Source organism: Enterobacter cloacae complex sp. SHL022 (assembly GCF_049237785.1).
GTDB lineage: Bacteria > Pseudomonadota > Gammaproteobacteria > Enterobacterales > Enterobacteriaceae > Enterobacter > Enterobacter hormaechei_C.
Genome location: NZ_JBMKJH010000001.1, coordinates 883,326 through 906,688, shown reverse-complemented (window position 1 = coordinate 906,688; position 23,363 = coordinate 883,326). Strand labels below are relative to the sequence as shown.

At 53.4% G+C, this 23,363-nt stretch carries 18 protein-coding genes and 1 pseudogene; 16 read left to right on the top strand and 3 right to left on the bottom strand.

The window, feature by feature from the left end:
- Positions 1 to 89: 89 nt before the first annotated feature.
- From ACOTZD_RS04205 to acpS, 11 genes are all read left to right on the top strand, one after another.
- Positions 90 to 638 carry a recombinase family protein gene (locus ACOTZD_RS04205; protein ID WP_006811570.1) on the top strand — a complete coding sequence of 183 codons (549 nt, stop codon included), beginning with the start codon at positions 90 to 92 and terminating at the stop codon, positions 636 to 638.
- A 116-nt stretch (positions 639 to 754) separates the two neighbouring features.
- Complete coding sequence (locus ACOTZD_RS04200) at positions 755 to 1,177, top strand: hypothetical protein (RefSeq protein ID WP_006811569.1); 423 nt, start codon at positions 755 to 757, stop codon at positions 1,175 to 1,177.
- 769 nt (positions 1,178 to 1,946) lie between these two features.
- On the top strand, positions 1,947 to 3,962 hold the full coding sequence (locus ACOTZD_RS04195; RefSeq protein ID WP_058686849.1) for a flagellin: 2,016 nt from the start codon (positions 1,947 to 1,949) through the stop codon (positions 3,960 to 3,962).
- A 144-nt stretch (positions 3,963 to 4,106) separates the two neighbouring features.
- Positions 4,107 to 5,039 (top strand): RNA-guided endonuclease InsQ/TnpB family protein, encoded by a 933-nt coding sequence (locus ACOTZD_RS04190; RefSeq protein ID WP_006811567.1) that lies wholly within the window; start codon positions 4,107 to 4,109, stop codon positions 5,037 to 5,039.
- 971 nt (positions 5,040 to 6,010) lie between these two features.
- Positions 6,011 to 7,816, top strand: a complete 1,806-nt coding sequence (gene lepA / locus ACOTZD_RS04185; RefSeq protein ID WP_003860714.1) for a translation elongation factor 4 — start codon at positions 6,011 to 6,013, stop codon at positions 7,814 to 7,816.
- A gap of 15 nt (positions 7,817 to 7,831) precedes the next feature.
- The gene (lepB, locus tag ACOTZD_RS04180) at positions 7,832 to 8,806 is read left to right on the top strand and encodes a signal peptidase I (RefSeq protein WP_174402142.1); all 975 of its coding nucleotides are present in this window, start codon (positions 7,832 to 7,834) and stop codon (positions 8,804 to 8,806) included.
- A 223-nt stretch (positions 8,807 to 9,029) separates the two neighbouring features.
- Positions 9,030 to 9,710, top strand: a complete 681-nt coding sequence (gene rnc, locus ACOTZD_RS04175) for a ribonuclease III (RefSeq protein ID WP_003860711.1) — start codon at positions 9,030 to 9,032, stop codon at positions 9,708 to 9,710.
- Positions 9,707 to 10,612, top strand: coding sequence for a GTPase Era (gene era / locus ACOTZD_RS04170; protein WP_003860709.1), 906 nt, complete (start codon positions 9,707 to 9,709; stop codon positions 10,610 to 10,612). Before rnc ends, era begins: the two co-directional genes overlap by 4 nt.
- A gap of 17 nt (positions 10,613 to 10,629) precedes the next feature.
- A complete protein-coding gene (gene recO / locus ACOTZD_RS04165; RefSeq protein WP_003860708.1) occupies positions 10,630 to 11,337 on the top strand; it encodes a DNA repair protein RecO in 708 nt (235 codons plus the stop codon).
- Positions 11,338 to 11,412: 75 nt separating this feature from the next.
- Positions 11,413 to 12,144: a pyridoxine 5'-phosphate synthase gene (gene pdxJ, locus ACOTZD_RS04160; protein ID WP_003860707.1), complete on the top strand. Its 732-nt coding sequence runs from the start codon at positions 11,413 to 11,415 to the stop codon at positions 12,142 to 12,144.
- Positions 12,144 to 12,524, top strand: a complete 381-nt coding sequence (gene acpS, locus ACOTZD_RS04155; protein WP_003860706.1) for a holo-ACP synthase — start codon at positions 12,144 to 12,146, stop codon at positions 12,522 to 12,524. The genes pdxJ and acpS overlap by 1 nt, the downstream gene beginning before the upstream one ends.
- On the opposite strand, the gene ACOTZD_RS04150 is transcribed toward acpS, so the two are convergent.
- Both ACOTZD_RS04150 and ACOTZD_RS04145 read right to left on the bottom strand, forming a co-directional pair.
- Positions 12,521 to 12,781: a YfhL family 4Fe-4S dicluster ferredoxin gene (locus tag ACOTZD_RS04150; RefSeq protein WP_003860704.1), complete on the bottom strand. Its 261-nt coding sequence runs from the start codon at positions 12,779 to 12,781 to the stop codon at positions 12,521 to 12,523. The genes acpS and ACOTZD_RS04150 overlap by 4 nt on opposite strands.
- Before the next feature lie 56 nt (positions 12,782 to 12,837).
- Entirely contained in the window at positions 12,838 to 13,686 is an 849-nt protein-coding gene (locus ACOTZD_RS04145) for a MurR/RpiR family transcriptional regulator (protein ID WP_003860702.1), read from the bottom strand.
- Between the two features lie 118 nt (positions 13,687 to 13,804).
- Here ACOTZD_RS04145 and murQ point away from each other — a divergent pair, with 118 nt between their 5' ends.
- From murQ to tadA, 4 genes and pseudogenes are all read left to right on the top strand, one after another.
- Positions 13,805 to 14,701 carry an N-acetylmuramic acid 6-phosphate etherase gene (gene murQ / locus ACOTZD_RS04140; RefSeq protein WP_003860700.1) on the top strand — a complete coding sequence of 299 codons (897 nt, stop codon included), beginning with the start codon at positions 13,805 to 13,807 and terminating at the stop codon, positions 14,699 to 14,701.
- Between the two features lie 9 nt (positions 14,702 to 14,710).
- Positions 14,711 to 16,074, top strand: a pseudogene (locus tag ACOTZD_RS04135) (PTS transporter subunit EIIC).
- A 3-nt stretch (positions 16,075 to 16,077) separates the two neighbouring features.
- Positions 16,078 to 16,713, top strand: a complete 636-nt coding sequence (gene yfhb / locus ACOTZD_RS04130; RefSeq protein ID WP_003860696.1) for a phosphatidylglycerophosphatase C — start codon at positions 16,078 to 16,080, stop codon at positions 16,711 to 16,713.
- Between the two features lie 24 nt (positions 16,714 to 16,737).
- Complete coding sequence (gene tadA, locus ACOTZD_RS04125) at positions 16,738 to 17,277, top strand: tRNA adenosine(34) deaminase TadA (RefSeq protein ID WP_045330526.1); 540 nt, start codon at positions 16,738 to 16,740, stop codon at positions 17,275 to 17,277.
- On the opposite strand, the gene mltF is transcribed toward tadA, so the two are convergent.
- A complete protein-coding gene (gene mltF, locus ACOTZD_RS04120; RefSeq protein WP_100154398.1) occupies positions 17,165 to 18,715 on the bottom strand; it encodes a membrane-bound lytic murein transglycosylase MltF in 1,551 nt (516 codons plus the stop codon). The two genes, tadA and mltF, sit on opposite strands and share 113 nt — an antisense overlap.
- 267 nt (positions 18,716 to 18,982) lie before the next feature.
- Here mltF and purL point away from each other — a divergent pair, with 267 nt between their 5' ends.
- Positions 18,983 to 22,870 (top strand): phosphoribosylformylglycinamidine synthase, encoded by a 3,888-nt coding sequence (gene purL / locus ACOTZD_RS04115; RefSeq protein ID WP_174402143.1) that lies wholly within the window; start codon positions 18,983 to 18,985, stop codon positions 22,868 to 22,870.
- The last annotated feature ends 493 nt before the right edge of the window (positions 22,871 to 23,363 follow it).

Genomic DNA, 23,363 nt, shown 5'->3' with positions numbered 1-23,363 from the left:
CTTCCCAAACCGACGTTTTATAGATTGCCCTGCGGCATCCATGCCGATAACTTCACCTGATTTTTTGCAGAAAATATTGGGTGAAAAACATGCTAATTGGCTACGTAAGGGTGTCAACAAATGACCAAAACACAGATCTTCAGCGACAAGCTCTCGAACGCGCAGGATGTGAACAGGTTTTTGAGGAAAAAATGAGCGGGACGGTAGCGAACCGGCCAGCGCTTAAAAAGCTTCTTCGAACGCTGAGTGAGGGCGATACGCTGGTAGTGTGGAAGCTGGATCGCCTCGGGCGAAGCATGCGAAATCTGGTACTGCTGGTCGACGAACTCCGGCAGCGCGGCATCCACTTCAAAAGCCTTACGGACAGCATCGACACTTCCAGCCCAATGGGGCGTTTCATATTCCACATCATGTCAGCCCTGGCCGAGATGGAGAGGGAGTTAATCGTGGAACGCACCCGGGCAGGACTGGCGGCAGCCCGGGAGAAAGGGCGCATAGGCGGCAGAAGGCCGAAGTTAACCCCTGAGCAATGGGCGCAGGCTGGCAGGCTGATCGCAAACGGAATGGACAGAAAGCAGGTGGCGATTATTTACGACGTTGCGGTGTGCACCTTGTATAAAAAATTTCCGGCGCGGTAGGGGTAGAGGAAAAAAATATTGAACATTTAATCCAATTTTCGTAATAAAGTATTGAAATGATGTAATAAAGTTGTTGAAATTTTGGTAAGCGGTTGGGTTGAGCATTGGGGGTATTCATGGCAAAAACAGATTCTATTACACCTGAAGAGTTTAGGGCTATTCACTTTGAATTGTCTAAAATCTCATCAACTTGGGCAGACTTATGGCTAACATTGTTTTCTCTCCGTGCTGAAGGCAGCAGGGTGATTACTATTAGATATTCCGATATCGAAGATGACATGCTGCACTTGGCTGGAACTCCAAAATTTGAGCCACGAACAATTAGATTAAATTTATTGCTTTCTAAGTTAATTGCGTACAGAAAGGATTGCAATCCTTCTGATATTTATGTTTTCCAGAGTAGATCAAATCGAGTTAAAGGGTTAGCTAGGCCTGTGACTGTAATAGCAATGAATAATGCCTTAAAACAAGCATCCAAATATGTAACAAGGAAAAACATCACCATGAAAAGTGCTTTAAGGGTAATCGGAAGGAACTAGTTGGACGAGGGTTCATACACTAAATACCCACCTGTTTATGGAAAGTTAGGACGATGGTCAATGATCACGTCCTTTATCAAGTCATTATTCTCCCTGATGATTTTCGATTTACTACTCGATTGGATGTAAGATATGTACATGCATGAATCTTAGGAGGGATTTCGAGTAAGTAAAATGAGATCCTGATCAGAATAAATCAAACCTGGCATTGAGTAGAGTAAATAATAAAGCTGCGCATGCAAGATTTAATAGTATAACAAAACGGGCAGAAACATTCACTGAACAAATCTCCTGATCATGTATTAGACAGAGAATGACTGTAATGTAAAACCATCTTACATACACCTACTAAAAAAGACAGATAAAACAAGGTGCCATCCGATGAGATAGCTAAGCATTTGCGCCTTGGATAGGTCTTACCATCGGAACATCGGGTTATGCTCGCTTGTTGAGTGCTGAGAAATGAAGAGATTAGAGGTTTATAAGAGGTAGCCAGTTTGTCAAACGAGATAGTTTATTTATGATGCTCAACATATTGAATTGTTTAGCTTTATCATGGTGGTTTAGGGGGCGTTAAAACGAACTTATCACATTGTATTAAAAGTAAACAACTATCTTTCGTTTGATGCCTGAAAGCAGATGGGGATGGTTTTTCACTTTTTCTTCTAAAGGTCCAGAGTACGTTGCCGATAGTGAACATAGCGGCGCAGGAGCCAAATGGTGGAAGCCGTAAACTTAATTTAAGTTCAGTCAAATAGGAATTACTATCATGGCACAAGTCATCAATACCAACAGCCTCTCGTTGCTCACTCAGAACAACATCAACAAAAACCAGTCTTCAATGTCTACTGCCATTGAGCGTCTGTCTTCCGGTCTGCGTATCAACAGCGCAAAAGATGATGCTGCTGGCCAGGCGATTGCCAACCGCTTCACCTCTAACATCAAAGGTCTGACTCAGGCTGCGCGTAACGCCAACGACGGTATCTCCGTTGCACAGACCACTGAAGGCGCATTGTCTGAAATCAACAACAACTTACAGCGTATCCGTGAGCTGACTGTTCAGTCTTCTACTGGTACTAACTCTGAATCCGATCTGAACTCAATCCAGGACGAAATCAAATCCCGTCTGGACGAAATTGACCGCGTATCCGGCCAGACCCAGTTCAACGGCGTGAACGTGCTGGCAAAAGACGGTTCCATGAAAATTCAGGTTGGTGCGAACGATGGTGAAACCATCACAATTGACCTGAAAAAAATTGATTCCTCTACTTTAAACCTGACTGGATTTAACGTTAACGGTAAAGGTGAAGTAGCGAATACCAAAGCAACAGCTGACGATCTGAAATTAGCTGGTTTTACTAAAGGCACTACAGATGCGAATGGTGTGACTGATTATAAGAACACCATTGCTAACAGTAAGGCATCAGCTTCTGATTTATTAGCAAATATCTCAGATAAATCCGTTATCACTGGCGGCGGCGCAAATGCGTTCGGTGTGGCTGCAACCGCAGGTTACAAATATGACGCGGCAAGCAAATCATACAGCTTCGATGCGACAGGCGCAGATTCAGCAAAGACACTAAGCATTATTAACCCAAATACAGGGGATTCTTCTCAGGCAACGGTTACGATCGGTGAAAAAGATCAGAAAGTTAACATCTCCCAGGATGGTAAAATCACTGCGGCAGATGATAACGCGACGCTGTATTTAGATAAGCAAGGTAACCTGACGAAAACCAATGCGGGTGGCGTTGCTGTTGCAACTTGGGACGGATTAATTTCAAACAGCGACTCGACTGGCGCAGTTCCTGTTGGTGTTAAGACTAAAATCACTCTTACGTCCGGTGCTGCTTCCGGGATGTCTGTGAGTTCAGAAGGTGCCGGCATTCAGACTTCAACAAATGCCCAGATTCTGGCGGATGGCGCATTTGCTGCCAAAGTGAGCATCGACGGTGGCGCGGCAACCGATATTATGGTTGCTAATAATGGTAATATCACTGCGGCTGACGGTAGTGCGCTTTATCTTGATTCATCAACTGGTGGCTTCACTGCTACTGCAGCGGGGAATACAGCTGCAACATTAGACGCATTAATTGCTAATGGTAAAACAGCGACTATGACCGTCGCATCAGGTACCAGTCAGAACACTGTTTATAGCACTACTGGCAGCGCTGACTTCACCAGCCTGGCTAAAGTTGACACTGTTAATATCACCAATGCACATGTAAGTGCTGAAGGCATGGCCAACCTGACTAAAGGTGCAAACTTCACCCTTGATCTGGGTGGTACAGGTACAGCCACTCACACCGTTACCGCAGCAGGTGATGTTAAAGATGCTGCCAATGACGATGTTTATGTTGACGACGGTGCGCTTTCCAGCGAGCCGACAAAAGATGTGACCTACTTTGAACAGAAGAACGGTGCTATCACCAACAGCACTGGCGGTACCATTTATGAAACTGCTGATGGTAAGTTGACCACCGAAGCTACCACCGCTTCCACCTCTACTGCCGATCCACTGAAAGCGCTGGACGATGCAATCAGCCAGATCGACAAATTCCGTTCTTCCCTGGGTGCTGTACAAAACCGTCTGGTTTCTGCAGTAACCAACCTGAACAACACCACTACCAACCTGTCTGAAGCGCAGTCCCGTATTCAGGATGCGGACTATGCGACCGAAGTGTCCAACATGTCCAAAGCGCAGATCATCCAGCAGGCTGGTAACTCCGTGCTGTCCAAAGCTAACCAGGTTCCTCAGCAGGTTCTGTCTCTGCTGCAAGGCTAATTTCAAATTAAGTGTCAAAGCCCCATATATGTGGGGCTTTTTATTGGTTGAATAAGGTCGTTAAAAGTAGTCAAATCCTTTAATCAACGCTCGCACGATGATTTAGCATTTAACCAGTTTCGCTCCGTTTACACAGGTCCAGTTGTGATTAAAAAACAGGCATTCAAATTTTTGCTTGAACCTAACAAAGGTCAGTTATCAGACTTTTTGGCCTTTGCTGGCTCCTGTCGTTTTGTTTACAACAAAGGCCTTGCTCTTCTTAACGAGAATTACCGTTCTGGTAAAAAATTCATAGGCTACATTCAGCTGGCTTCTGAATTGGTTGAATGGAAGAATGAAGAGAGCCTTTCTTGGTTGAAAGAAGCCCCTTCTCAGTGTTTACAGCAATCGTTAAGAGATTTAGACAGAGCATTCAGAAACTTTTTTACCGGCAAATCACAATATCCAAAGTTTAAAAAGAAAGGTCGGCATGATTCTTTCCGTATACCATGCCAAAGGGTTAGAGTAGATCAAGAAAAAAAATTGGTATCTCTTCCTAAAGTCGGCTGGGTAAAGTATCGCAAGAGTCGTGAAATCATTGGTGATTTAAAAAACGCAACTATTTCCCTGAATCAGGGGAAGTGGTATATCAGTTTTAATACAGAGCAAACAGTCCCTGATCCAATACACCCCTCTGATATCAAATCTACAATTGTACTTAATAATGTGGATAGCGTTCATCTGTCATCTGGGGGCGGCGGTGATAACACTTACCAAGCGGAAGAAAAGAAAAAATTAATCCGTCTTAATAAAACACTGACCAGAAGAAAGAAACACAGCCAAAATTGGCTAAAAACCAAAGGTAAAATTGACAGAGTAAAATCAAAGGCAGCAAGGATAAGACTCGATAATATCCATAAAGCAACCACGGCAATTTGTAAAAATCACGCAGTTGTTGAGGTTGTGAACTTGATGGATTCTGTATCTGACAAGAACGATAACACTCTGAGTATGAGATACGAATTTGTCAGGCAGTTGATATACAAACAAGAATGGCTGGGTGGTGAAGTTATTCGCCGGGAGAGTAAACCCTTGTAAGGGGGTTCGGTGATAATGTAGTATATGATGAATTTTAAGCGGCAGGGCATGTCGTTTCTGCTTGTGGAGGAAGGTTAATTCAACTTCCGTTGAAGCAAGAATCTCTTGATTGTTATTGAGAATGTCAACGTCTGGTCCAATACTTTACAAGTAGAAGTATATAAGTATGTTGAAATGGATTTGCGAGTTTTCAGTTGTGAAAGTTAAAAGCTAACTCAAAACGTAATTTATAAACCACTCGGTATCTCAACTAGTACCGCCCCTCAATGATTCTTGAAAATAGGCTTAAAACTTACTGGGTCTGCGACAGACTCAGGTTACCAAGCTTGTTTACAAAATAGGATTACTTGACTGCTCTATTGGCTGTCTACGGAACAATGAGTGGAAATTGAAGTATAAGAGCAATTTACGAGGCAGAAAAAGAAGATAAAAAAAGCTGAGTAATACACGCATTATTCTCAATAGAACGAGTAAAGTAAACTGCCGCCTGTCGTATGCAAAACGGGCGGCGACTGGCCGGTGATGGGGCGATAGTAAGAGTTGCAGAGCGAGCTTCGAAACTGATACAGGCTTTGCGGTAATCGAACCTGTAATGAAGAAGACGCCAGGTGATGTGTTGTTGATTCTGTGCGACTGCCACACACAGTTTGCCAATCTGATGGGGCTGTCACTCATGACAGATGATGGCGAAGCGATCGAAGGTGCTGCTCTGGAAGGGGGGAGGTGCTTGGTAGAGTGACGTTCTTCATCAACCGCGCGCTGGGTGATGATGACTGCCCAACAATTTAATTTACATTGCTTAACTGTAGGCACTCGTTATCACTCAATGAACAGGAGATCGTATGCTGACGATTTGGGCGCTACAGTGTAATATGCATGCCAGTCGTTGATGGGGTAGTTACTGTGGAGTGTCCACCGCTGTGTCCATCAAGAAGATTTAATCCGCATAGCGAGTAAATAAATCCATACATATGAAAAACATAAGAAATTTCTCCATCATTGCTCACATTGACCACGGTAAGTCGACGCTGTCTGACCGTATTATCCAGATTTGCGGTGGCCTGTCTGATCGTGAAATGGCAGCCCAGGTTCTGGACTCCATGGACCTGGAACGCGAACGCGGTATTACCATCAAAGCGCAGAGCGTGACGCTCGACTATAAAGCTTCCGATGGTGAAACCTATCAACTGAACTTTATCGACACCCCAGGGCACGTTGACTTCTCTTATGAAGTGTCACGCTCGCTGGCGGCCTGCGAAGGCGCGCTGCTGGTGGTGGATGCCGGACAGGGCGTAGAGGCCCAGACGCTGGCAAACTGCTACACCGCCATGGAAATGGATCTCGAAGTGGTGCCAGTTCTGAATAAAATCGACCTGCCAGCCGCCGATCCTGAGCGCGTAGCGGAAGAGATTGAAGACATCGTCGGTATTGATGCGACCGATGCTGTGCGCTGCTCAGCGAAAACCGGCGTCGGCGTTCCGGATGTACTGGAACGTCTGGTGCGTGATATTCCGCCGCCGGAAGGTGACCCGGATGCGCCGCTACAGGCGCTGATCATCGACTCCTGGTTTGATAACTACCTCGGCGTTGTTTCGCTGGTGCGTATTAAAAACGGCACCATGCGTAAAGGCGACAAAATCAAGGTCATGAGCACCGGCCAGGTCTACAACGCTGACCGTCTGGGCATCTTCACGCCAAAACAGGTTGACCGTACCGAGCTGAAATGCGGCGAAGTGGGCTGGCTGGTCTGTGCCATTAAAGACATCCTCGGCGCGCCGGTGGGTGATACCCTGACCGGTGCACGTAACCCGGCAGATAAAGCGCTGCCAGGCTTCAAAAAGGTGAAACCGCAGGTTTATGCGGGTCTGTTCCCGGTCAGCTCTGACGATTACGAAAACTTCCGCGATGCGCTCGGAAAGCTGAGCCTCAACGATGCCTCCCTGTTCTACGAGCCAGAAAGCTCAACGGCGCTGGGCTTCGGCTTCCGCTGTGGCTTCCTCGGTCTGCTGCACATGGAGATCATTCAGGAACGTCTGGAGCGTGAATACGATCTGGATCTGATCACCACCGCCCCGACGGTTGTCTACGAAGTAGAAACCACGTCGAAAGAGGTGATCTACGTCGACAGCCCGTCCAAGCTCCCGCCGCTGAATAATATTCAGGAACTGCGCGAGCCTATCGCAGAGTGTCACATGCTGCTGCCGCAGGAGTTCCTCGGCAACGTGATCACCCTGTGTATTGAGAAGCGTGGCGTGCAGACCAACATGGTTTACCACGGTAACCAGGTGGCGCTGACCTATGAAATTCCGATGGCGGAAGTAGTGCTCGACTTCTTCGACCGTCTGAAGTCTACCTCCCGTGGCTATGCGTCGCTGGACTACAACTTCAAACGCTTCCAGGCCTCGAACATGGTTCGCGTGGATGTACTGATCAACGGCGAGCGTGTTGATGCCCTGGCGCTGATCACCCACAACGATAACGCACCGTACCGTGGTCGTGAGCTGGTTGAGAAGATGAAAGATCTCATCCCGCGTCAGCAGTTTGACATTGCGATTCAGGCGGCCATTGGTAACCACATCATTGCCCGTTCAACCGTGAAGCAGCTGCGTAAAAACGTTCTGGCTAAGTGCTATGGCGGCGACGTCAGCCGTAAGAAAAAGCTGTTGCAGAAGCAGAAAGAAGGTAAGAAGCGTATGAAGCAGGTCGGTAACGTTGAGCTGCCGCAGGAAGCATTCCTTGCCATCCTTCATGTTGGTAAAGACGGTAACGGTAAATAACCTTAAGGAGTTGGCATGGCGAACATGTTTGCCCTGATCCTGGTCATTGCTACCCTGGTGACAGGTCTGTTGTGGTGCCTGGATAAGTTTATCTTCGCCCCAAAACGCCGTGAACGTCAGGCTGCCGCGCAGGCAGCCACGGGCGATGCGCTGGACGCGAAAACCCTGAAAAAAGTCGGCCCAAAACCGGGCTGGCTGGAAACAGGGGCATCGGTATTCCCGGTGCTGGCGATTGTGCTGGTGGTGCGTTCTTTTATCTATGAACCGTTCCAGATCCCGTCAGGATCGATGATGCCAACGCTGCTGATCGGTGATTTCATTCTGGTTGAGAAGTTTGCCTATGGCATCAAAGATCCGATCTACCAGAAAACGCTGATCGAAACGGGTCATCCGAAACGTGGCGACATCGTGGTGTTTAAATATCCGGAAGATCCACGGCTGGATTATATTAAACGCGCGGTAGGTCTGCCGGGCGATAAAGTGACCTACGATCCGGTGGCGAAAGAGGTGACCATTCAGCCAGGCTGTAGCTCTGGAACTGCATGTGAAAATGCGCTGCCAGCCACTTACTCCAACGTTGAGCCAAGTGATTTTGTGCAGACCTTTGCCCGCCGTAACGGCGGTGAAGCGACCAGCGGATTCTTCCAGGTGCCAAAAGGTGAAACCAAAGAGAACGGTATTCGTCTGGTTGAACGGAAAGAGACGCTGGGCGATGTCACTCACCGCATTCTGACCGTGCCAATCGCACAGGATCAACTGGCAATGTACTACCAGCAGCCAGGCCAACAGCTGGCGACCTGGATTGTGCCGCCGGGACATTACTTCATGATGGGTGACAACCGCGATAACTCTGCGGACAGCCGTTACTGGGGCTTTGTGCCGGAAGCGAATCTGGTCGGTAAAGCAACCGCTATCTGGATGAGTTTTGAGAAGCAGGAAGGCGAGTGGCCGACCGGCGTTCGCCTGAATCGTATTGGCGGAATTCATTAATTTTCGTCAAAAATAACACGTAGCGGCTTTTATTCGCCGCTACGTGAATTATTTCAGCGATAAATCTCTTTGAACTAACGACATCCCCTGTCGTTGTGTATAGAATATTCCCCCGAAGTTTAAGGTTGGCCCTGCAAGGGTGCCACGGCACACGAAACCGCGTTGGTTTTCTCAGGTCGGTTTCGTGTGCTGCATTTTTGACGCATTCATTTATTGGTATCGCATGAACCCCATCGTAATTAATCGGCTTCAACGGAAGCTGGGCTACACTTTTCATCATCAGGAGTTGTTGCAACAGGCATTAACCCATCGCAGTGCCAGCAGCAAACATAATGAGCGTCTCGAGTTTTTAGGCGACTCTATTTTAAGTTTCGTGATTGCAAATGCGCTTTATCATCGTTTTCCGCGTGTGGACGAAGGTGATATGAGCCGCATGCGCGCCACGCTGGTGCGCGGCAATACCCTCGCTGAAATCGCACGCGAGTTTGAGCTGGGTGAATGTCTGCGTCTGGGGCCAGGTGAGCTGAAAAGTGGTGGTTTCCGTCGTGAATCCATCCTTGCCGATACGGTCGAGGCATTGATCGGTGGCGTGTTCCTGGACAGCGATATCCAGACCGTAGAAAAGCTGATCCTGAACTGGTATCAGACCCGCCTGGACGAAATCAGCCCGGGCGATAAACAAAAAGATCCTAAAACGCGTCTGCAAGAATATTTGCAGGGTCGTCATCTGCCGCTGCCATCCTATCTGGTGGTGCAGGTACGTGGCGAAGCGCACGATCAGGAATTTACCATCCATTGCCAGGTCAGTGGCCTGAGTGAACCGGTGGTCGGCACGGGTTCAAGTCGTCGTAAGGCTGAACAGGCTGCCGCCGAACAGGCGTTAAAAATGCTGGAGCTGGAATGAGCATCGACAAAACCTATTGCGGATTTATTGCCATCGTCGGACGTCCGAACGTTGGCAAATCCACCCTGCTGAATAATCTGCTTGGGCAGAAGATTTCTATCACCTCGCGTAAGGCGCAGACCACGCGTCACCGCATCGTCGGTATCCATACTGAAGGCGCGTATCAGGCGATTTACGTCGATACCCCGGGCCTGCACATGGAAGAGAAGCGCGCCATCAACCGTCTGATGAACAAGGCGGCGAGCAGCTCCATTGGCGACGTAGAGCTGGTGATTTTCGTTGTGGAAGGCACCCGCTGGACGCCGGACGACGAAATGGTCCTGAACAAGCTGCGCGACGGCAAAACGCCGGTGATCCTTGCGGTCAATAAAGTGGACAATGTGCAGGAAAAAGCCGATCTGCTGCCGCACCTGCAATGGCTGGGCAGCCAGATGAACTTCCTCGACATCGTTCCGCTGTCTGCGGAGACGGGTCTGAACGTTGATACCATCGCGGGCATCGTGCGCAAGCATCTGCCGGAAGCGACTCATCACTTCCCTGAAGACTACATCACCGATCGCTCTCAGCGTTTTATGGCGTCTGAAATCATCCGTGAGAAGCTGATGCGTTTCCTGGGCGCTGAACTGCCGTACTCTGTGACGGTGGAGATCGAGCGTTTCCAGAGCAACGAGCGCGGCGGTTACGATATTAACGGTCTGATCCTCGTTGAGCGTGAAGGGCAGAAGAAGATGGTGATCGGTAATAAAGGCGCCAAGATCAAAACTATCGGAATCGAAGCCCGTAAAGACATGCAGGACATGTTTGAAGCACCGGTTCACCTGGAACTGTGGGTGAAAGTGAAATCTGGCTGGGCCGATGATGAGCGTGCGCTGCGCAGCCTCGGTTACGGCGAAGATCAGTAACCTAAGACGACGAGCATATGGATGGATGGCAGCGCGCCTTTGTCCTGCATAGTCGTCCCTGGAGCGAAACCAGCCTGATGCTGGACGTCTTCACGGAAGAGTCCGGTCGCGTGCGCCTTGTTGCCAAAGGCGCACGATCCAGACGTTCTAATCTCAAAGGTGCCTTGCAGCCTTTCACCCCACTGCTGGTCCGCTTTGGCGGGCGAGGGGAAGTCAAAACCCTGCGCAGTGCTGAAGCCGTTTCCCTCGCGCTTCCTCTTTCTGGTATCACGCTCTACAGCGGTTTGTACGTCAACGAACTCATCTCACGGGTGCTTGAACATGAGACCCGCTTCTCTGAACTTTTCTTTGATTACCTGCACTGTATCCAGTCGCTCGCTGGCGCAACCGGCACTCCTGAGCCTGTGCTGCGTCGTTTCGAGCTGGCGCTGCTCGGTCACCTTGGATACGGTGTTGATTTTCTGCACTGCGCGGGGAGTGGGGACGAGGTAGAAGATACCATGACCTATCGCTATCGTGAGGAAAAGGGCTTTATTGCCAGTGTCGTCGTCGATAACAGTACCTTTACCGGGCGCCAGCTCAGAGCACTGTATGAACGCGAGTTCCCGGACGCCGACACCCTGCGTGCGGCAAAACGCTTTACCCGAATTGCGCTCAAGCCGTATCTTGGGGGCAAACCTTTAAAGAGCCGCGAATTATTCAGGCAGTTTATGCCGAAACGCTAATGTTTTACCCCTCACCCCAGCCCTCTCCCGGAGGGAGAGGGAGAAGGTAAATGAACAAAAATACCGAGGATTGTCATGGCTGAATTACTGTTAGGCGTCAACATCGACCACATTGCCACCCTGCGCAACGCGCGCGGCACGGCGTATCCGGATCCGGTTCAGGCGGCGTTTATCGCCGAGCAGGCTGGGGCGGACGGCATTACCGTCCACCTGCGTGAAGACCGTCGCCACATCACCGATCGCGACGTGCGTATCCTGCGCCAGACGCTGGATACCCGCATGAATCTGGAGATGGCAGTAACGGAAGAGATGCTGACGATTGCCTGCGATACGAAGCCGCATTTCTGCTGCCTGGTGCCGGAAAAACGACAGGAAGTGACCACCGAAGGCGGTCTGGATGTGGCCGGGCAGCTCGACAAAATGCGCGATGCCTGCAAACGCCTGGCGGATGCCGGTATCCTGGTTTCACTGTTTATCGACGCCGATTTCACCCAGATTAAAGCCGCTGCCGACGTGGGCGCGCCGTATATTGAAATTCACACCGGCTGCTATGCCGATGCTGAAAACGACGCAGCGCAGGCGAAAGAGCTGGAGCGGATCGCCAAAGCGGCAACCTACGCCGCGAGCCTGGGACTGAAGGTTAACGCCGGTCACGGCCTGACCTATCACAACGTAAAAGCCATTGCTGCCCTGCCGGAAATGCACGAGCTGAACATCGGCCACGCCATTATTGGTCGTGCGGTGATGAGCGGCCTGAAAGAAGCGGTTTCCGAGATGAAGCGTCTGATGCTGGAAGCGCGTCAGTAATGGCTATTCTGGGCTTAGGCACCGACATCGTTGAAATAGCCCGCATTGAAGCGGTGATCGCCCGGAGCGGCGATCGCCTCGCAAGACGCGTGCTGAGCGATAACGAATGGGCTATCTGGGAGGCGCATCAGCAGCCGGTGCGCTTTCTGGCAAAGCGTTTCGCGGTAAAAGAGGCGGCGGCGAAAGCGTTCGGCACGGGCATTCGTAACGGCCTGGCGTTTAACCAGTTTGAAGTGTTTAACGATGAGCTGGGTAAGCCACGTCTGCGTTTATGGGGCGAGGCGCTTAAGCTGGCGGAAAAGCTGGGCGTGGCGCACATGCACGTAACGCTTGCAGATGAACGCCACTACGCCTGTGCGACGGTGATTATCGAAGGTTAAATTTTGTCCGCATGGTGCATCAGGACAAACTTATCCCACAGCTGTTCTTCGTTCTCGACATGTGCCGGATCTTTTAAGATCGTATTGGGAATGGGGCACACCTTCTGGCAGGTCGGCGTCTCATAGTGGCCAATGCACTCGGTGCAGCGGTCGCTGTTAATCTCATAAATGCTGTCGCCCATCGAAATCGCCTCGTTCGGGCATTCGGGTTCGCACATATCGCAGTTGATGCATTTTTTGGTGATTAACAGCGCCATCAGGAAATTCTCAGAAACATCACAAACAGGGCGGGCATTATACGCTCATTCGTTGTTCAAACCAGTTTTTTTACCAGCTCTTCGCTGTGACGAATACGCTCTGGCGCACGCTCCAGATCCTGCTGAACCAGCGCCATAAACAGCAGGTCCGTCAGCATCATCTGCGCACTCGTCGACGAAATCGCCGCGCTGCGAGTGGCCTGTTCCTCGGCGATGGTATACAGACAGCGGGTGGCCCGCTGCTGGAGCGCATTCGGGCTGAAGCCAGTAATGGCCAGAATTTTTCCTCCTACGCGCAGGGCTTCGTCGGTAGCCATATTAATTTCACGGCGCTCGCCGGAATAGGAGATGGCCAGCAGTAAATCGTCAGGATCCATGGCCTGCACGGTCGCCAGCAGCGCGTGCATATCCTGTTCAACGATGGCGTTATAGCCGATTTTTGTCAGCTTCCAGCCAAAGTTACGCGCAACCAGTCCGGAGGCACCGATCCCGGTCAATACAATACGCCGCGCGTCGCGAAGCATGGCTACGCTTTCCAGCAGCTTCTCTTCCGTGTTCACATCCAGCGTGGCATGCATTGCCGCCACGTTCTCCTTGATCAGCTTTTCGCCGACCAGACGCATCGGATCGTCGCCGCGGATCTGGTTATGCACCGGCATTGACTGCGGATTAGGGTTGCTTACCAGTGCTTCACTGATCGCCAGTTTTAGCGCCGGAAAGCCTTTATAGCCTATCTTTTGGGCAAATTTCACCACGCTCGACTGGCTCACCCCGGCTTCGCCTGCCAGCTGCTGGGAGCTGAGGTGTCGCGCGCGATCGGGCTGGGAAAGTAAATAATCCGCCAGCTTTTTGTCACTCTGGGCAAACCCTGCGTAGCGCTGGCGAATACGAATTAAACAGTTCATACGGTCTCCTGGCGAAAATGTGATTACCCGCGCAATTACGAATTTTGCTCGCCTGAATGAATTTTATATTCCATTATAGTGCGTTTATTATGAATTAAAAATTCCAGAGGTAAATAACATGAATCTAGGCTCTCTTGTTTCTGAAACGCGTAACCCGCAAACCATGGATCTTGATGCACTGTCCACGCTGGAGCTGGTAAACCGCTTTAATCAACAGGATACCCTCGTCGCGCTGGCAGTCAAAGAGACATTGCCCGAGGTGGCGAAAGCCGTAGACGCCGCTGCCGACGCTCTGAAAGCAGGAGGACGCATTATTTACATGGGGGCGGGTACCAGTGGGCGCCTCGGTGTGCTGGATGCCTCAGAATGTCCCCCGACGTTTGGCGTTCCGCACGGTCTGGTCGTTGGCCTGATTGCCGGTGGCCCCGGCGCGCTGCTGAAAGCGGTGGAAGGGGCAGAAGATAATAAACAGCTTGGGGAGGACGATCTCAGGGCGCTGAACCTGACCGCGCAGGATCTGGTCGTCGGGCTGGCGGCTTCTGGTCGTACGCCGTACGTCATTGGTGGGCTGGAATACGCCAGACAGACGGGATGTACCACGGTGGCCATCTCCTGTAACCCGGGCTCGCCGATTGCGCAGGTGGCCGCCATTGCCATCTCTCCGGTCGTCGGGCCGGAAGCGCTCACCGGCTCCACGCGCCTGAAATCCGGAACCGCACAGAAGCTGGTGCTCAATATGATCTCCACCGGCGCGATGGTGAAATTTGGCAAGGTCTACCAAAACCTGATGGTGGATATGCAGGCCACCAACGTCAAGCTGGTGGACAGAGCCTGCCGCATGGTGATGGAAGCGACAGGCGCCAGTCGTGAAGAGGCGGAAAAGGTGCTTCAGCAGACCGATCACGATGTAAAACCCGCCATTCTGATGATATTAACCGGGCTGGATGCAGCCGCGGCCAGAGCCAGGCTTGAAGCCCATCACGGGTTTTTACGGGCGGCATTAGAACATCAATAAGAGGCGTTTATGGACAAAACAGCAGCGCTCGCCAGCGACATCCTGCTTGGGATCGGTGGGGAAAAAAATATTCAGCGTCTGGAAAACTGCATGACGCGTGTACGCGTCGAGGTGTACAACGACGAAAAGCTTGATTTAACGCGCCTGAAGCAGCTCCTCGGCGTGAGCGGGTACGTTAAACAGGGGCAACAGCACCAGCTGATTGTCGGTCCGGGCAAAGCGGCGCAGGTGGTTGATGCCATGCGCGCCCTGATGACGGGCGGTGAAACGGCTCCCGCCTTTGACGACGCGGAACGCACCAAAGCGCAGGCGAAAGCCAAATACAAAGCCCCCATGAGCGATGCGCTGCGCCAGCTGGCAAACGTCTTTATTCCTCTTATCCCGGCGTTTATCGCGTCGGGGCTGATCACCGGGATTATCAATATCCTCAAGCGTCCGGATATTGTCGGGAATTTCGCCACCCAGTATCCGAACCTGCTGGGTATTCTGGCGATTTTCGGCAGCGCGGTGTTTGCCATCATGAATATTCTGGTGGGGGTGAACACGGCCAAAGTGTTCGGCGGCTCGCTGGCGATGGGCGGCGTAATGGCGGGTATCCTCTCCAGCCCGCAGCTGGCGCAGATTACGCTGTTTGGCGAGGCGCTTCAGCCTGGCCGCGGTGGGTGATTGCCGTGCTGCTGGTGGTCATTCTGATGTGCTGGATTGAGAAAAAGCTACGCGCGTTGCTGCCAGGCTCGATTGAACTGATCCTCAACCCGCTGCTGACCACATTGATTACCGGGAGCGTGGCGATTGTGGCGCTGCAACCGTTAGGCGGCGCGATCTCTGAAGCCATCGCCCACGGCGCGTCTCTGGCGATCGATCGCGGCGGGCTGCTGGTGGGGGCCGTGCTGTCCGGGACCTTCCTGCCGTTAGTGCTGACCGGTCTGCATCAGGGGCTGGTGCCGATTCACGTCGAACTGGTACAGGCGCACGGCTATAACGCCCTGCTGCCGATCCTGTCGATGGCGGGCGTTGGGCAGGTCGGCGCGGCCATCGCGGTGCTGATGAAAACCCGCAACGCGCGTTTAAAAAAGGTCATTAAAGGGGCGCTGCCGGTCGGGTTGCTCGGTATCGGCGAGCCGCTGATTTTCGGCGTGACCTTGCCGCTGGGTAAGCCGTTCCTGGCCGCTTGTCTCGGTGGGGCGGTGGGCGGGGCGTTAATCAGCTACTGGAAAGTGGCGACCGTCATTACCTTCGGGATCTCCGGGTTACCGCTGGCATTAACCATCGTGACCGGAAAAGTGATGCTCTATCTGTTAGGCTATCTGGTAGCGGTGATCGCCGGGTTCCTGTTTACCTGGCTGTTAGGATTCAACGACCCAGAGGAGTAAGGTTTGGCCAGTCACGAGCGTCGCGTTGTCTTTTTTGATCTGGATGGAACGCTGCATCAGCAGGATATGTTCGGCACCTTTATGCGCTACCTGCTACGGCGCCAGCCCCTTAACGCGTTGCTGGTATTACCCCTGTTACCCGTTATTGGCATCGCGCTGCTGGTGAAAGGCCGTGCAGCGCGCTGGCCGATGAGCCTGCTGCTCTGGGGATGCACGTTTGGTCATAGCGAAGCGCGCCTCAAGCAGCTCGAACAGGATTTTGCGCACTGGTTTCGCGGGCACGTCGCCGCGTTTCCCGTGGTACAGGCGCGCCTGACCAGCTATCTCGACGCCAATGATGCCGATATCTGGCTGATTACTGGCTCCCCGCAGACGCTGGTGGAGCAAGTCTATTTTGATACGCCCTGGCTGCCGCGCGTAAATCTTATCGCCACGCAGATCGCGCGCGGCTACGGCGGCTGGGTGCTCACCCTGCGCTGCCTCGGACATGAAAAAGTGGTGCAGCTGGAGAAACGCATCGGTACGCCGCTGCGTCTTTACAGCGGCTACAGCGACAGCAAGCAGGACAACCCGCTGCTCTATTTTTGCCAGCACCGCTGGCGCGTCACGCCTCTGGGCGAACTTCAGCAACTCGAATAGTCTTATCTGTACCGGCTGTGTATAATGCCGCCCGCTTTTCGACTGGAGTATCAGCCCTTGTCCAACCCTGAACACAATCATGAATACTGGATGCGCCATGCGCTGGTGCTGGCTCAGCGCGCCTGGGAAGAGGGCGAAGTGCCCGTGGGCGCGGTACTGGTCCATAACAATCAGGTGATTGGGGAAGGGTGGAACCGTCCGATTGGCCGTCACGATCCTACCGCGCATGCTGAAATTATGGCGCTGCGTCAGGGCGGACTGGTGCTGCAAAACTATCGTCTGCTTGATACCACCCTGTATGTCACCCTTGAGCCGTGCGCAATGTGCTCCGGGGCGATGGTGCACAGCCGAATCGGTACGCTGGTGTTTGGCGCGCGGGATGAAAAGACGGGCGCTGCTGGTTCACTGATGGACGTACTTGGGCATCCGGGGATGAACCACCAGGTGAAAACTATCGGCGGGGTACTTGCACCAGAATGTTCGGGTCTGTTAAGTGACTTTTTTCGAATGCGTCGGCAGCAGAAAAAGCAACAAAAGGCAGAATTGAAACCGCAGGGTGATTAAGCTCTTCCGGTGCGACCACCGGATAGCTTTCAGCCAGCTGTTGCGCCTCGGCCGCCTCTTTTTCTTTCTCCAGCAGATATCCCACCAGGCTTATCTGATACTTACGAATATTTTCCACGTAGGCATACGCTTCATGGCCGCGCGCATAGCCATACGTCAGCTTCTGGTACCACTGTTTCTGGCTAAGCAGCGGCAGGCGCTGTTTTACATCTGACCAACTGTCCGGGTTACCTTTGGTTTTCGCCGTCAGCGCCCGCGCGTCGAGCATATGCGCATACCCCATGTTATAGGCGGCTAGCGCAAACCAGATCCGCTCCCCTTCCGGGACCGTCTCCGGCACTTTCGCCATCATATCCTGTAAATACTGCGCGCCGCCGCTGATGCTCTGTTCCGCATCGGTCCGGTCGCTGATGCCGAGGCTCTGGGCGGTATTTTTGGTGAGCATCATCAACCCGCGCACGCCCGTGGGGGAGGTGGCCTGAGCATCCCAGTGCGATTCCTGGTAGGAAATTGCCGCCAGCAGCTTCCAGTCAATCTCCTGGGCGTACTTCTCAAACAGCGGTTGCAGGTCCGGCAGCACGCTGTCCACCGCGCGCAGGAAGGTGCGGGTGTCAACGTAATCAAAATCGTCCCCGTGACCGAGATATTTCTCTTCCAGACGCGCCAGGGTGCCGTCTTCATTGATGGAATTAAAGAAATCGAGCATGGCCGCAGAGACGGTTTGATCGTCGTCCAGCTGGGTAAACCAGGTCACCGGCTGTTCGTCGGTCACATCCAGCGCCACGGCGATTTCAGGATGAACGCGCTGGAAAAGACTGATCGCCACCGAATCAGCAATGGTATAGGCCAGCTTTTTATCTTTTACCTGCTCCAGCAATTCGGTCGTGCCGAGTTTAGGATCGACCGTCCAGCTGAGGTTAGGGTATTTTTTCTCTTTCAACGCCCGCAGATCGTCAATCACCACATGGCCTGGCGCAATGGTCAATTGCTGGTCGGTGATGTCGGCCAGTGAGCGCGGGCGCAGGCTACCCACACGATAAACCACCTGCTGCGACACGGAGTAGTAGGTCGGGCCCGGCTGATAGTTTTTGCTGCGTTCGCTGTTGTACACCAGACCTGCGGCGAGAATATCGGCACGGTCATGGTCCAAATCATCAAACAGCTGGTTGATGTTCTGCCGCACGGTAACTTTCAGCTTCACGCCCAGATAGTCCGCAAACAGCTGTGCCAGTTCGTAATCAAGACCGATGGTTTTACCGTTGATATCGTCGTAAATAAGCGGGGAGGAGAGGGTACTGACGCGCAATTCCCCCCGCTCCTGAATGGCGGCGATACGGTTTTCGGCTTTGCCGATCCAGGGGATGGAAGGCCAGAGGGCCACTGCCAACAGCAACGTTACAATGCCGATGAGCAGATAATTAATCTTTAATTTTTTCAATTAGTTAATTCTCTGCGACGCCGGTTGCCTCAGTCTGCTGTAGCCATGTTAACAATAAGGTTTGCCATTGAATGAGCGGCATTTTGCGTAAACTTGCGCCACTTGGCAACCAATTAGAGAGACAGGTCACATCTATTGTTAAATCTCTTTGCCAATTTTATTTCGACGCAAACGGTTTCGTCGGCGCTCAGGATTCTCTATAATGACGCCCGTTTTCCCCCCTTGCGCACACTGTAAGCGCCCCGGCGCTTCGAAGACGAGAGACTTATGATGGAAATTCTGCGTGGTTCGCCTGCACTGTCTGCCTTCCGTATTACCAAACTGCTGGCACGTTTTCAGGCGGCCGACCTTCCGGTAAGCAATATTTACGCTGAGTATGTCCATTTTGCTGACCTGAATGCCCCCCTGAATGCAGAGGAGCGCGTACAGCTGGAACGCCTGCTCAAGTATGGCCCAAGCCTCAGCAGCCATACGCCAACCGGCAAACTGATCCTTGCGACGCCGCGTCCGGGCACCATCTCCCCCTGGTCTTCCAAAGCCACCGACATCGCCCACAACTGTGGCCTGAGCCAGATTAACCGTCTGGAGCGCGGCGTGGCGTACTACGTGGAAGCCTCTACCCTGAGCGACGCGCAGTGGCAGGCGGTTGCGGCTGAACTGCACGACCGCATGATGGAGAGCGTATTTGCCTCTCTTGATGACGCGCAGAAGCTTTTCTCCCACCATCAGCCTGCGCCGGTACAGAGCGTGGACCTGCTGGGGCAGGGCCGTCAGGCGCTGATCGACGCAAACCTGCGTCTCGGCCTGGCGCTGGCAGAAGACGAGATCGACTACCTGCGGGATGCGTTCGTTAAGCTCAACCGCAACCCGAACGACATTGAACTCTACATGTTCGCGCAGGCCAACTCCGAGCACTGCCGCCACAAGATTTTCAATGCCGACTGGATTATTGACGGCGAACAGCAGCCAAAGTCGCTGTTCAAAATGATCAAAAACACCATGGAACAAACGCCTGACCACGTGCTGTCTGCCTATAAAGACAACGCCGCGGTGATGGAAGGTTCCGAGGTGGGCCGCTTCTTCGCCGATCGCGAAGCAGGGCGCTATGACTTCCATCAGGAGCCCGCGCATATCCTGATGAAGGTTGAAACCCACAACCACCCGACGGCGATCTCCCCGTGGCCGGGTGCGGCGACCGGCTCCGGCGGTGAAATCCGTGACGAAGGGGCGACCGGTCGTGGTGCAAAACCAAAAGCGGGTCTGGTCGGTTTCTCCGTCTCCAACCTGCGTATCCCGGGCTTTGAACAGCCGTGGGAAGAAGATTTCGGCAAGCCAGAGCGCATTGTGACCGCGCTGGATATCATGACCGAAGGCCCGCTGGGCGGCGCGGCGTTTAACAACGAATTTGGTCGTCCGGCGCTGAACGGTTACTTCCGTACCTATGAAGAGAAAGTGGACAGCCACAACGGCGAAGAGCTGCGCGGCTACCACAAACCGATCATGCTGGCGGGCGGGATCGGCAACATCCGTGCCGATCACGTGCAGAAAGGCGAGATCGTCGTCGGCGCGAAGCTGATCGTGCTCGGCGGCCCGGCGATGAATATCGGTCTGGGCGGCGGCGCGGCCTCTTCGATGGCCTCCGGCCAGTCTGATGCGGATCTCGACTTCGCGTCCGTGCAGCGTGACAACCCGGAGATGGAGCGTCGCTGCCAGGAAGTGATCGACCGCTGCTGGCAGCTGGGCGATGCTAACCCGATCCTCTTTATCCACGACGTGGGCGCGGGCGGTCTGTCCAACGCCATGCCGGAGCTGGTGAGCGACGGCGGCCGCGGTGGTCGTTTCAACCTGCGCGATATCCTGAGCGATGAGCCTGGCATGAGCCCGCTGGAAATCTGGTGTAACGAATCCCAGGAGCGCTACGTGCTGGCGGTTGCGGCCGACCAGCTGCCGCTGTTTGACGAGCTGTGCCGCCGCGAGCGCGCGCCGTATGCCGTCATCGGTGAAGCAACCGAAGAGCAGCACCTGACTCTGAGCGACACCCATTTCGACAACCAGCCTATCGATCTGCCGCTCGACGTGCTGCTCGGTAAAACGCCGAAGATGACCCGGGACGTAACAACCCGTAAAGCGGCGGGCAAAGCGCTGGATCGCCAGGGCATCACCGTGGCACAAGCGGTCAACCGCGTGCTGCACCTGCCTGCTGTGGCAGAGAAAACCTTCCTGGTGACCATCGGCGACCGCACCGTGACCGGTATGGTATCGCGCGATCAGATGGTAGGCCCGTGGCAGATCCCGGTCGCTAACTGCGCCGTGACCACCGCGAGCCTCGACAGCTATTACGGCGAAGCGATGGCGCTGGGCGAACGTACGCCGGTGGCGCTGCTGGACTTCGCCGCCTCTGCGCGACTGGCCGTTGGTGAAGCGCTGACCAACATTGCCGCGACGCAGATTGGCGACATTAAACGTATCAAGCTCTCCGCGAATTGGATGGCCGCTGCCGGTCACCCGGGTGAAGATGCAGGTCTGTACGAAGCGGTGAAAGCTGTGGGTGAAGAGCTGTGTCCTGCGCTCGGCCTGACCATTCCGGTGGGTAAAGACTCCATGTCGATGAAAACCCGCTGGCAGGAAGGTAACGAGCAGCGCGAGATGACCTCTCCGCTGTCGCTGGTGATCACCGCGTTTGCGCGCGTGGAAGACGTACGTCATACCGTTACGCCGCAGCTTTCCACTGAAGATAACGCCCTGCTGTTGATTGACCTCGGCAAAGGCCATAACGCCCTGGGCGCCACCGCGCTGGCGCAGGTTTACCGCCAGCTCGGCGATAAGCCAGCCGACGTGCGCGACGTCGCCCAACTGAAAGGCTTCTACGACGCAATTCAGGCGCTGGTGGCGCAGCGTAAGCTGCTGGCCTACCACGACCGTTCCGATGGTGGCCTGCTGGTGACGCTGGCAGAGATGGCCTTCACCGGTCACTGCGGCGTTGAAGCAAACATTGCTACGCTTGGCGAAGACCGCCTGGCGGCGCTGTTTAACGAAGAGCTTGGCGCGGTCATTCAGGTACGCGCCGCAGATCGCGACGCGGTGGAAGCGATTCTGGCGCAGCACGGTCTGGCAGACTGCGTACACTATCTCGGTAAAGCGGTGCAGGGCGACCGTTTCGTGATTGAAGCCGACGGCCACGCGGTGTTCAGCGAAAGCCGCACCACGCTGCGTATGTGGTGGGCGGAAACCACCTGGCAGATGCAGCGCCTGCGTGACAACCCGGAATGCGCCGATCAGGAACACAACGCGAAGGCGAACGACAACGATCCTGGCCTGAACGTGAAGCTCAGCTTCGACATAAACGAAGACATTGCCGCGCCGTACATTGCGACCGGCGCGCGTCCGAAAGTGGCCGTGCTGCGCGAGCAGGGCGTTAACTCCCACGTTGAGATGGCGGCGGCCTTCCACCGGGCGGGCTTTGACGCCATCGACGTCCACATGAGCGACCTGCTGGCCGGGCGTACCGGGCTGGATGATTTCCAGGCGTTGGTTGCCTGCGGAGGGTTCTCCTACGGTGACGTGCTGGGCGCGGGCGAAGGCTGGGCGAAGTCTATTCTGTTCAACAGCCGCGTGCGTGACGAGTTCGAAACCTTCTTCCATCGTCCGCAGACGCTGGCGCTGGGTGTGTGTAACGGCTGTCAGATGATGTCTAACCTGCGCGAGCTGATCCCGGGCAGCGAAGCCTGGCCGCGCTTTGTGCGTAACCAGTCTGACCGCTTCGAAGCGCGCTTCAGCCTGGTAGAAGTAACCCAAAGCCCGTCTCTGCTGTTGCAGGGAATGGTGGGTTCGCAGATGCCAATCGCGGTTTCGCACGGCGAAGGTCAGGTTGAAATGCGTGATGCGGCGCACCTGGCTCAGCTTGAAAGCAAAGGACTGGTAGCGCTGCGCTTTGTTGATAACTTCGGCAAGGTCACCGAAACCTATCCGGCTAACCCGAACGGTTCGGCAAATGGCATTACCGCGGTCACCAGCGAAAGCGGTCGGGTGACCATCATGATGCCGCACCCGGAGCGTGTCTTCCGCACCGTGAGCAATTCCTGGCACCCGGAAAACTGGGGCGAGGACAGCCCGTGGATGCGCATTTTCCGCAACGCGCGTAAACAACTGGGTTAAGTTTCAACGCCCTGACTGTAGGCCCGGTAAGCGCGAGCGCCACCGGGCTTTTTTGTACCTGTCGCAAAATTGCGACAATCCTCTGGATTGAGTGTCTCCAATAAGAGACATATAAATTGTTGATTTATTTATGGCAGGACAGGTTTCCATTAAGGTGTTGCTTAATAGCGACACTTAGCCTGGAAATCATTCACCTGACAATCAATGCATTTTAATAATAAAACAATTATTAATCATAAGGATAGTATCAAAGTTTGCAATCTGGCACGCATGTTGCATAATAGTAGCCAGTGGCTCATTCACCTTCTTATGTCAGCCCCTTCGGGACGTGCTACATAAACTTCGAATGACGCACAAAAAGGTGCCTGCCGTCCAACTACTGATTATTGCAATGCTTTATCAGGCCAGGGCGAAACGTCGAGTTAGGCACCGCCTTATTCCATGACAAAGCCGGGTTTTTACCCGGCTTTGTTGTATCTGAAGGGCAGACTCA

Excerpts from the sequence above, each read along its gene's own strand:
- lepA (WP_003860714.1), top strand. The coding sequence starts at position 6,011 with ATGAAAAACATAAGAAATTTCTCCATCATTGCTCACATTGACCACGGT.
- ACOTZD_RS04200 (WP_006811569.1), top strand. The coding sequence starts at position 755 with ATGGCAAAAACAGATTCTATTACACCTGAAGAGTTTAGGGCTATTCAC.
- recO (WP_003860708.1), top strand. The coding sequence starts at position 10,630 with ATGGATGGATGGCAGCGCGCCTTTGTCCTGCATAGTCGTCCCTGGAGC.
- purL (WP_174402143.1), top strand. The coding sequence starts at position 18,983 with ATGATGGAAATTCTGCGTGGTTCGCCTGCACTGTCTGCCTTCCGTATT.
- murQ (WP_003860700.1), top strand. The coding sequence starts at position 13,805 with ATGAATCTAGGCTCTCTTGTTTCTGAAACGCGTAACCCGCAAACCATG.
- ACOTZD_RS04150 (WP_003860704.1), bottom strand. The coding sequence starts at position 12,781 with ATGGCGCTGTTAATCACCAAAAAATGCATCAACTGCGATATGTGCGAA.
- pdxJ (WP_003860707.1), top strand. The coding sequence starts at position 11,413 with ATGGCTGAATTACTGTTAGGCGTCAACATCGACCACATTGCCACCCTG.
- lepB (WP_174402142.1), top strand. The coding sequence starts at position 7,832 with ATGGCGAACATGTTTGCCCTGATCCTGGTCATTGCTACCCTGGTGACA.
- ACOTZD_RS04195 (WP_058686849.1), top strand. The coding sequence starts at position 1,947 with ATGGCACAAGTCATCAATACCAACAGCCTCTCGTTGCTCACTCAGAAC.
- ACOTZD_RS04205 (WP_006811570.1), top strand. The coding sequence starts at position 90 with ATGCTAATTGGCTACGTAAGGGTGTCAACAAATGACCAAAACACAGAT.
- acpS (WP_003860706.1), top strand. The coding sequence starts at position 12,144 with ATGGCTATTCTGGGCTTAGGCACCGACATCGTTGAAATAGCCCGCATT.
- tadA (WP_045330526.1), top strand. The coding sequence starts at position 16,738 with ATGCCGCCCGCTTTTCGACTGGAGTATCAGCCCTTGTCCAACCCTGAA.
- ACOTZD_RS04145 (WP_003860702.1), bottom strand. The coding sequence starts at position 13,686 with ATGAACTGTTTAATTCGTATTCGCCAGCGCTACGCAGGGTTTGCCCAG.
- era (WP_003860709.1), top strand. The coding sequence starts at position 9,707 with ATGAGCATCGACAAAACCTATTGCGGATTTATTGCCATCGTCGGACGT.
- rnc (WP_003860711.1), top strand. The coding sequence starts at position 9,030 with ATGAACCCCATCGTAATTAATCGGCTTCAACGGAAGCTGGGCTACACT.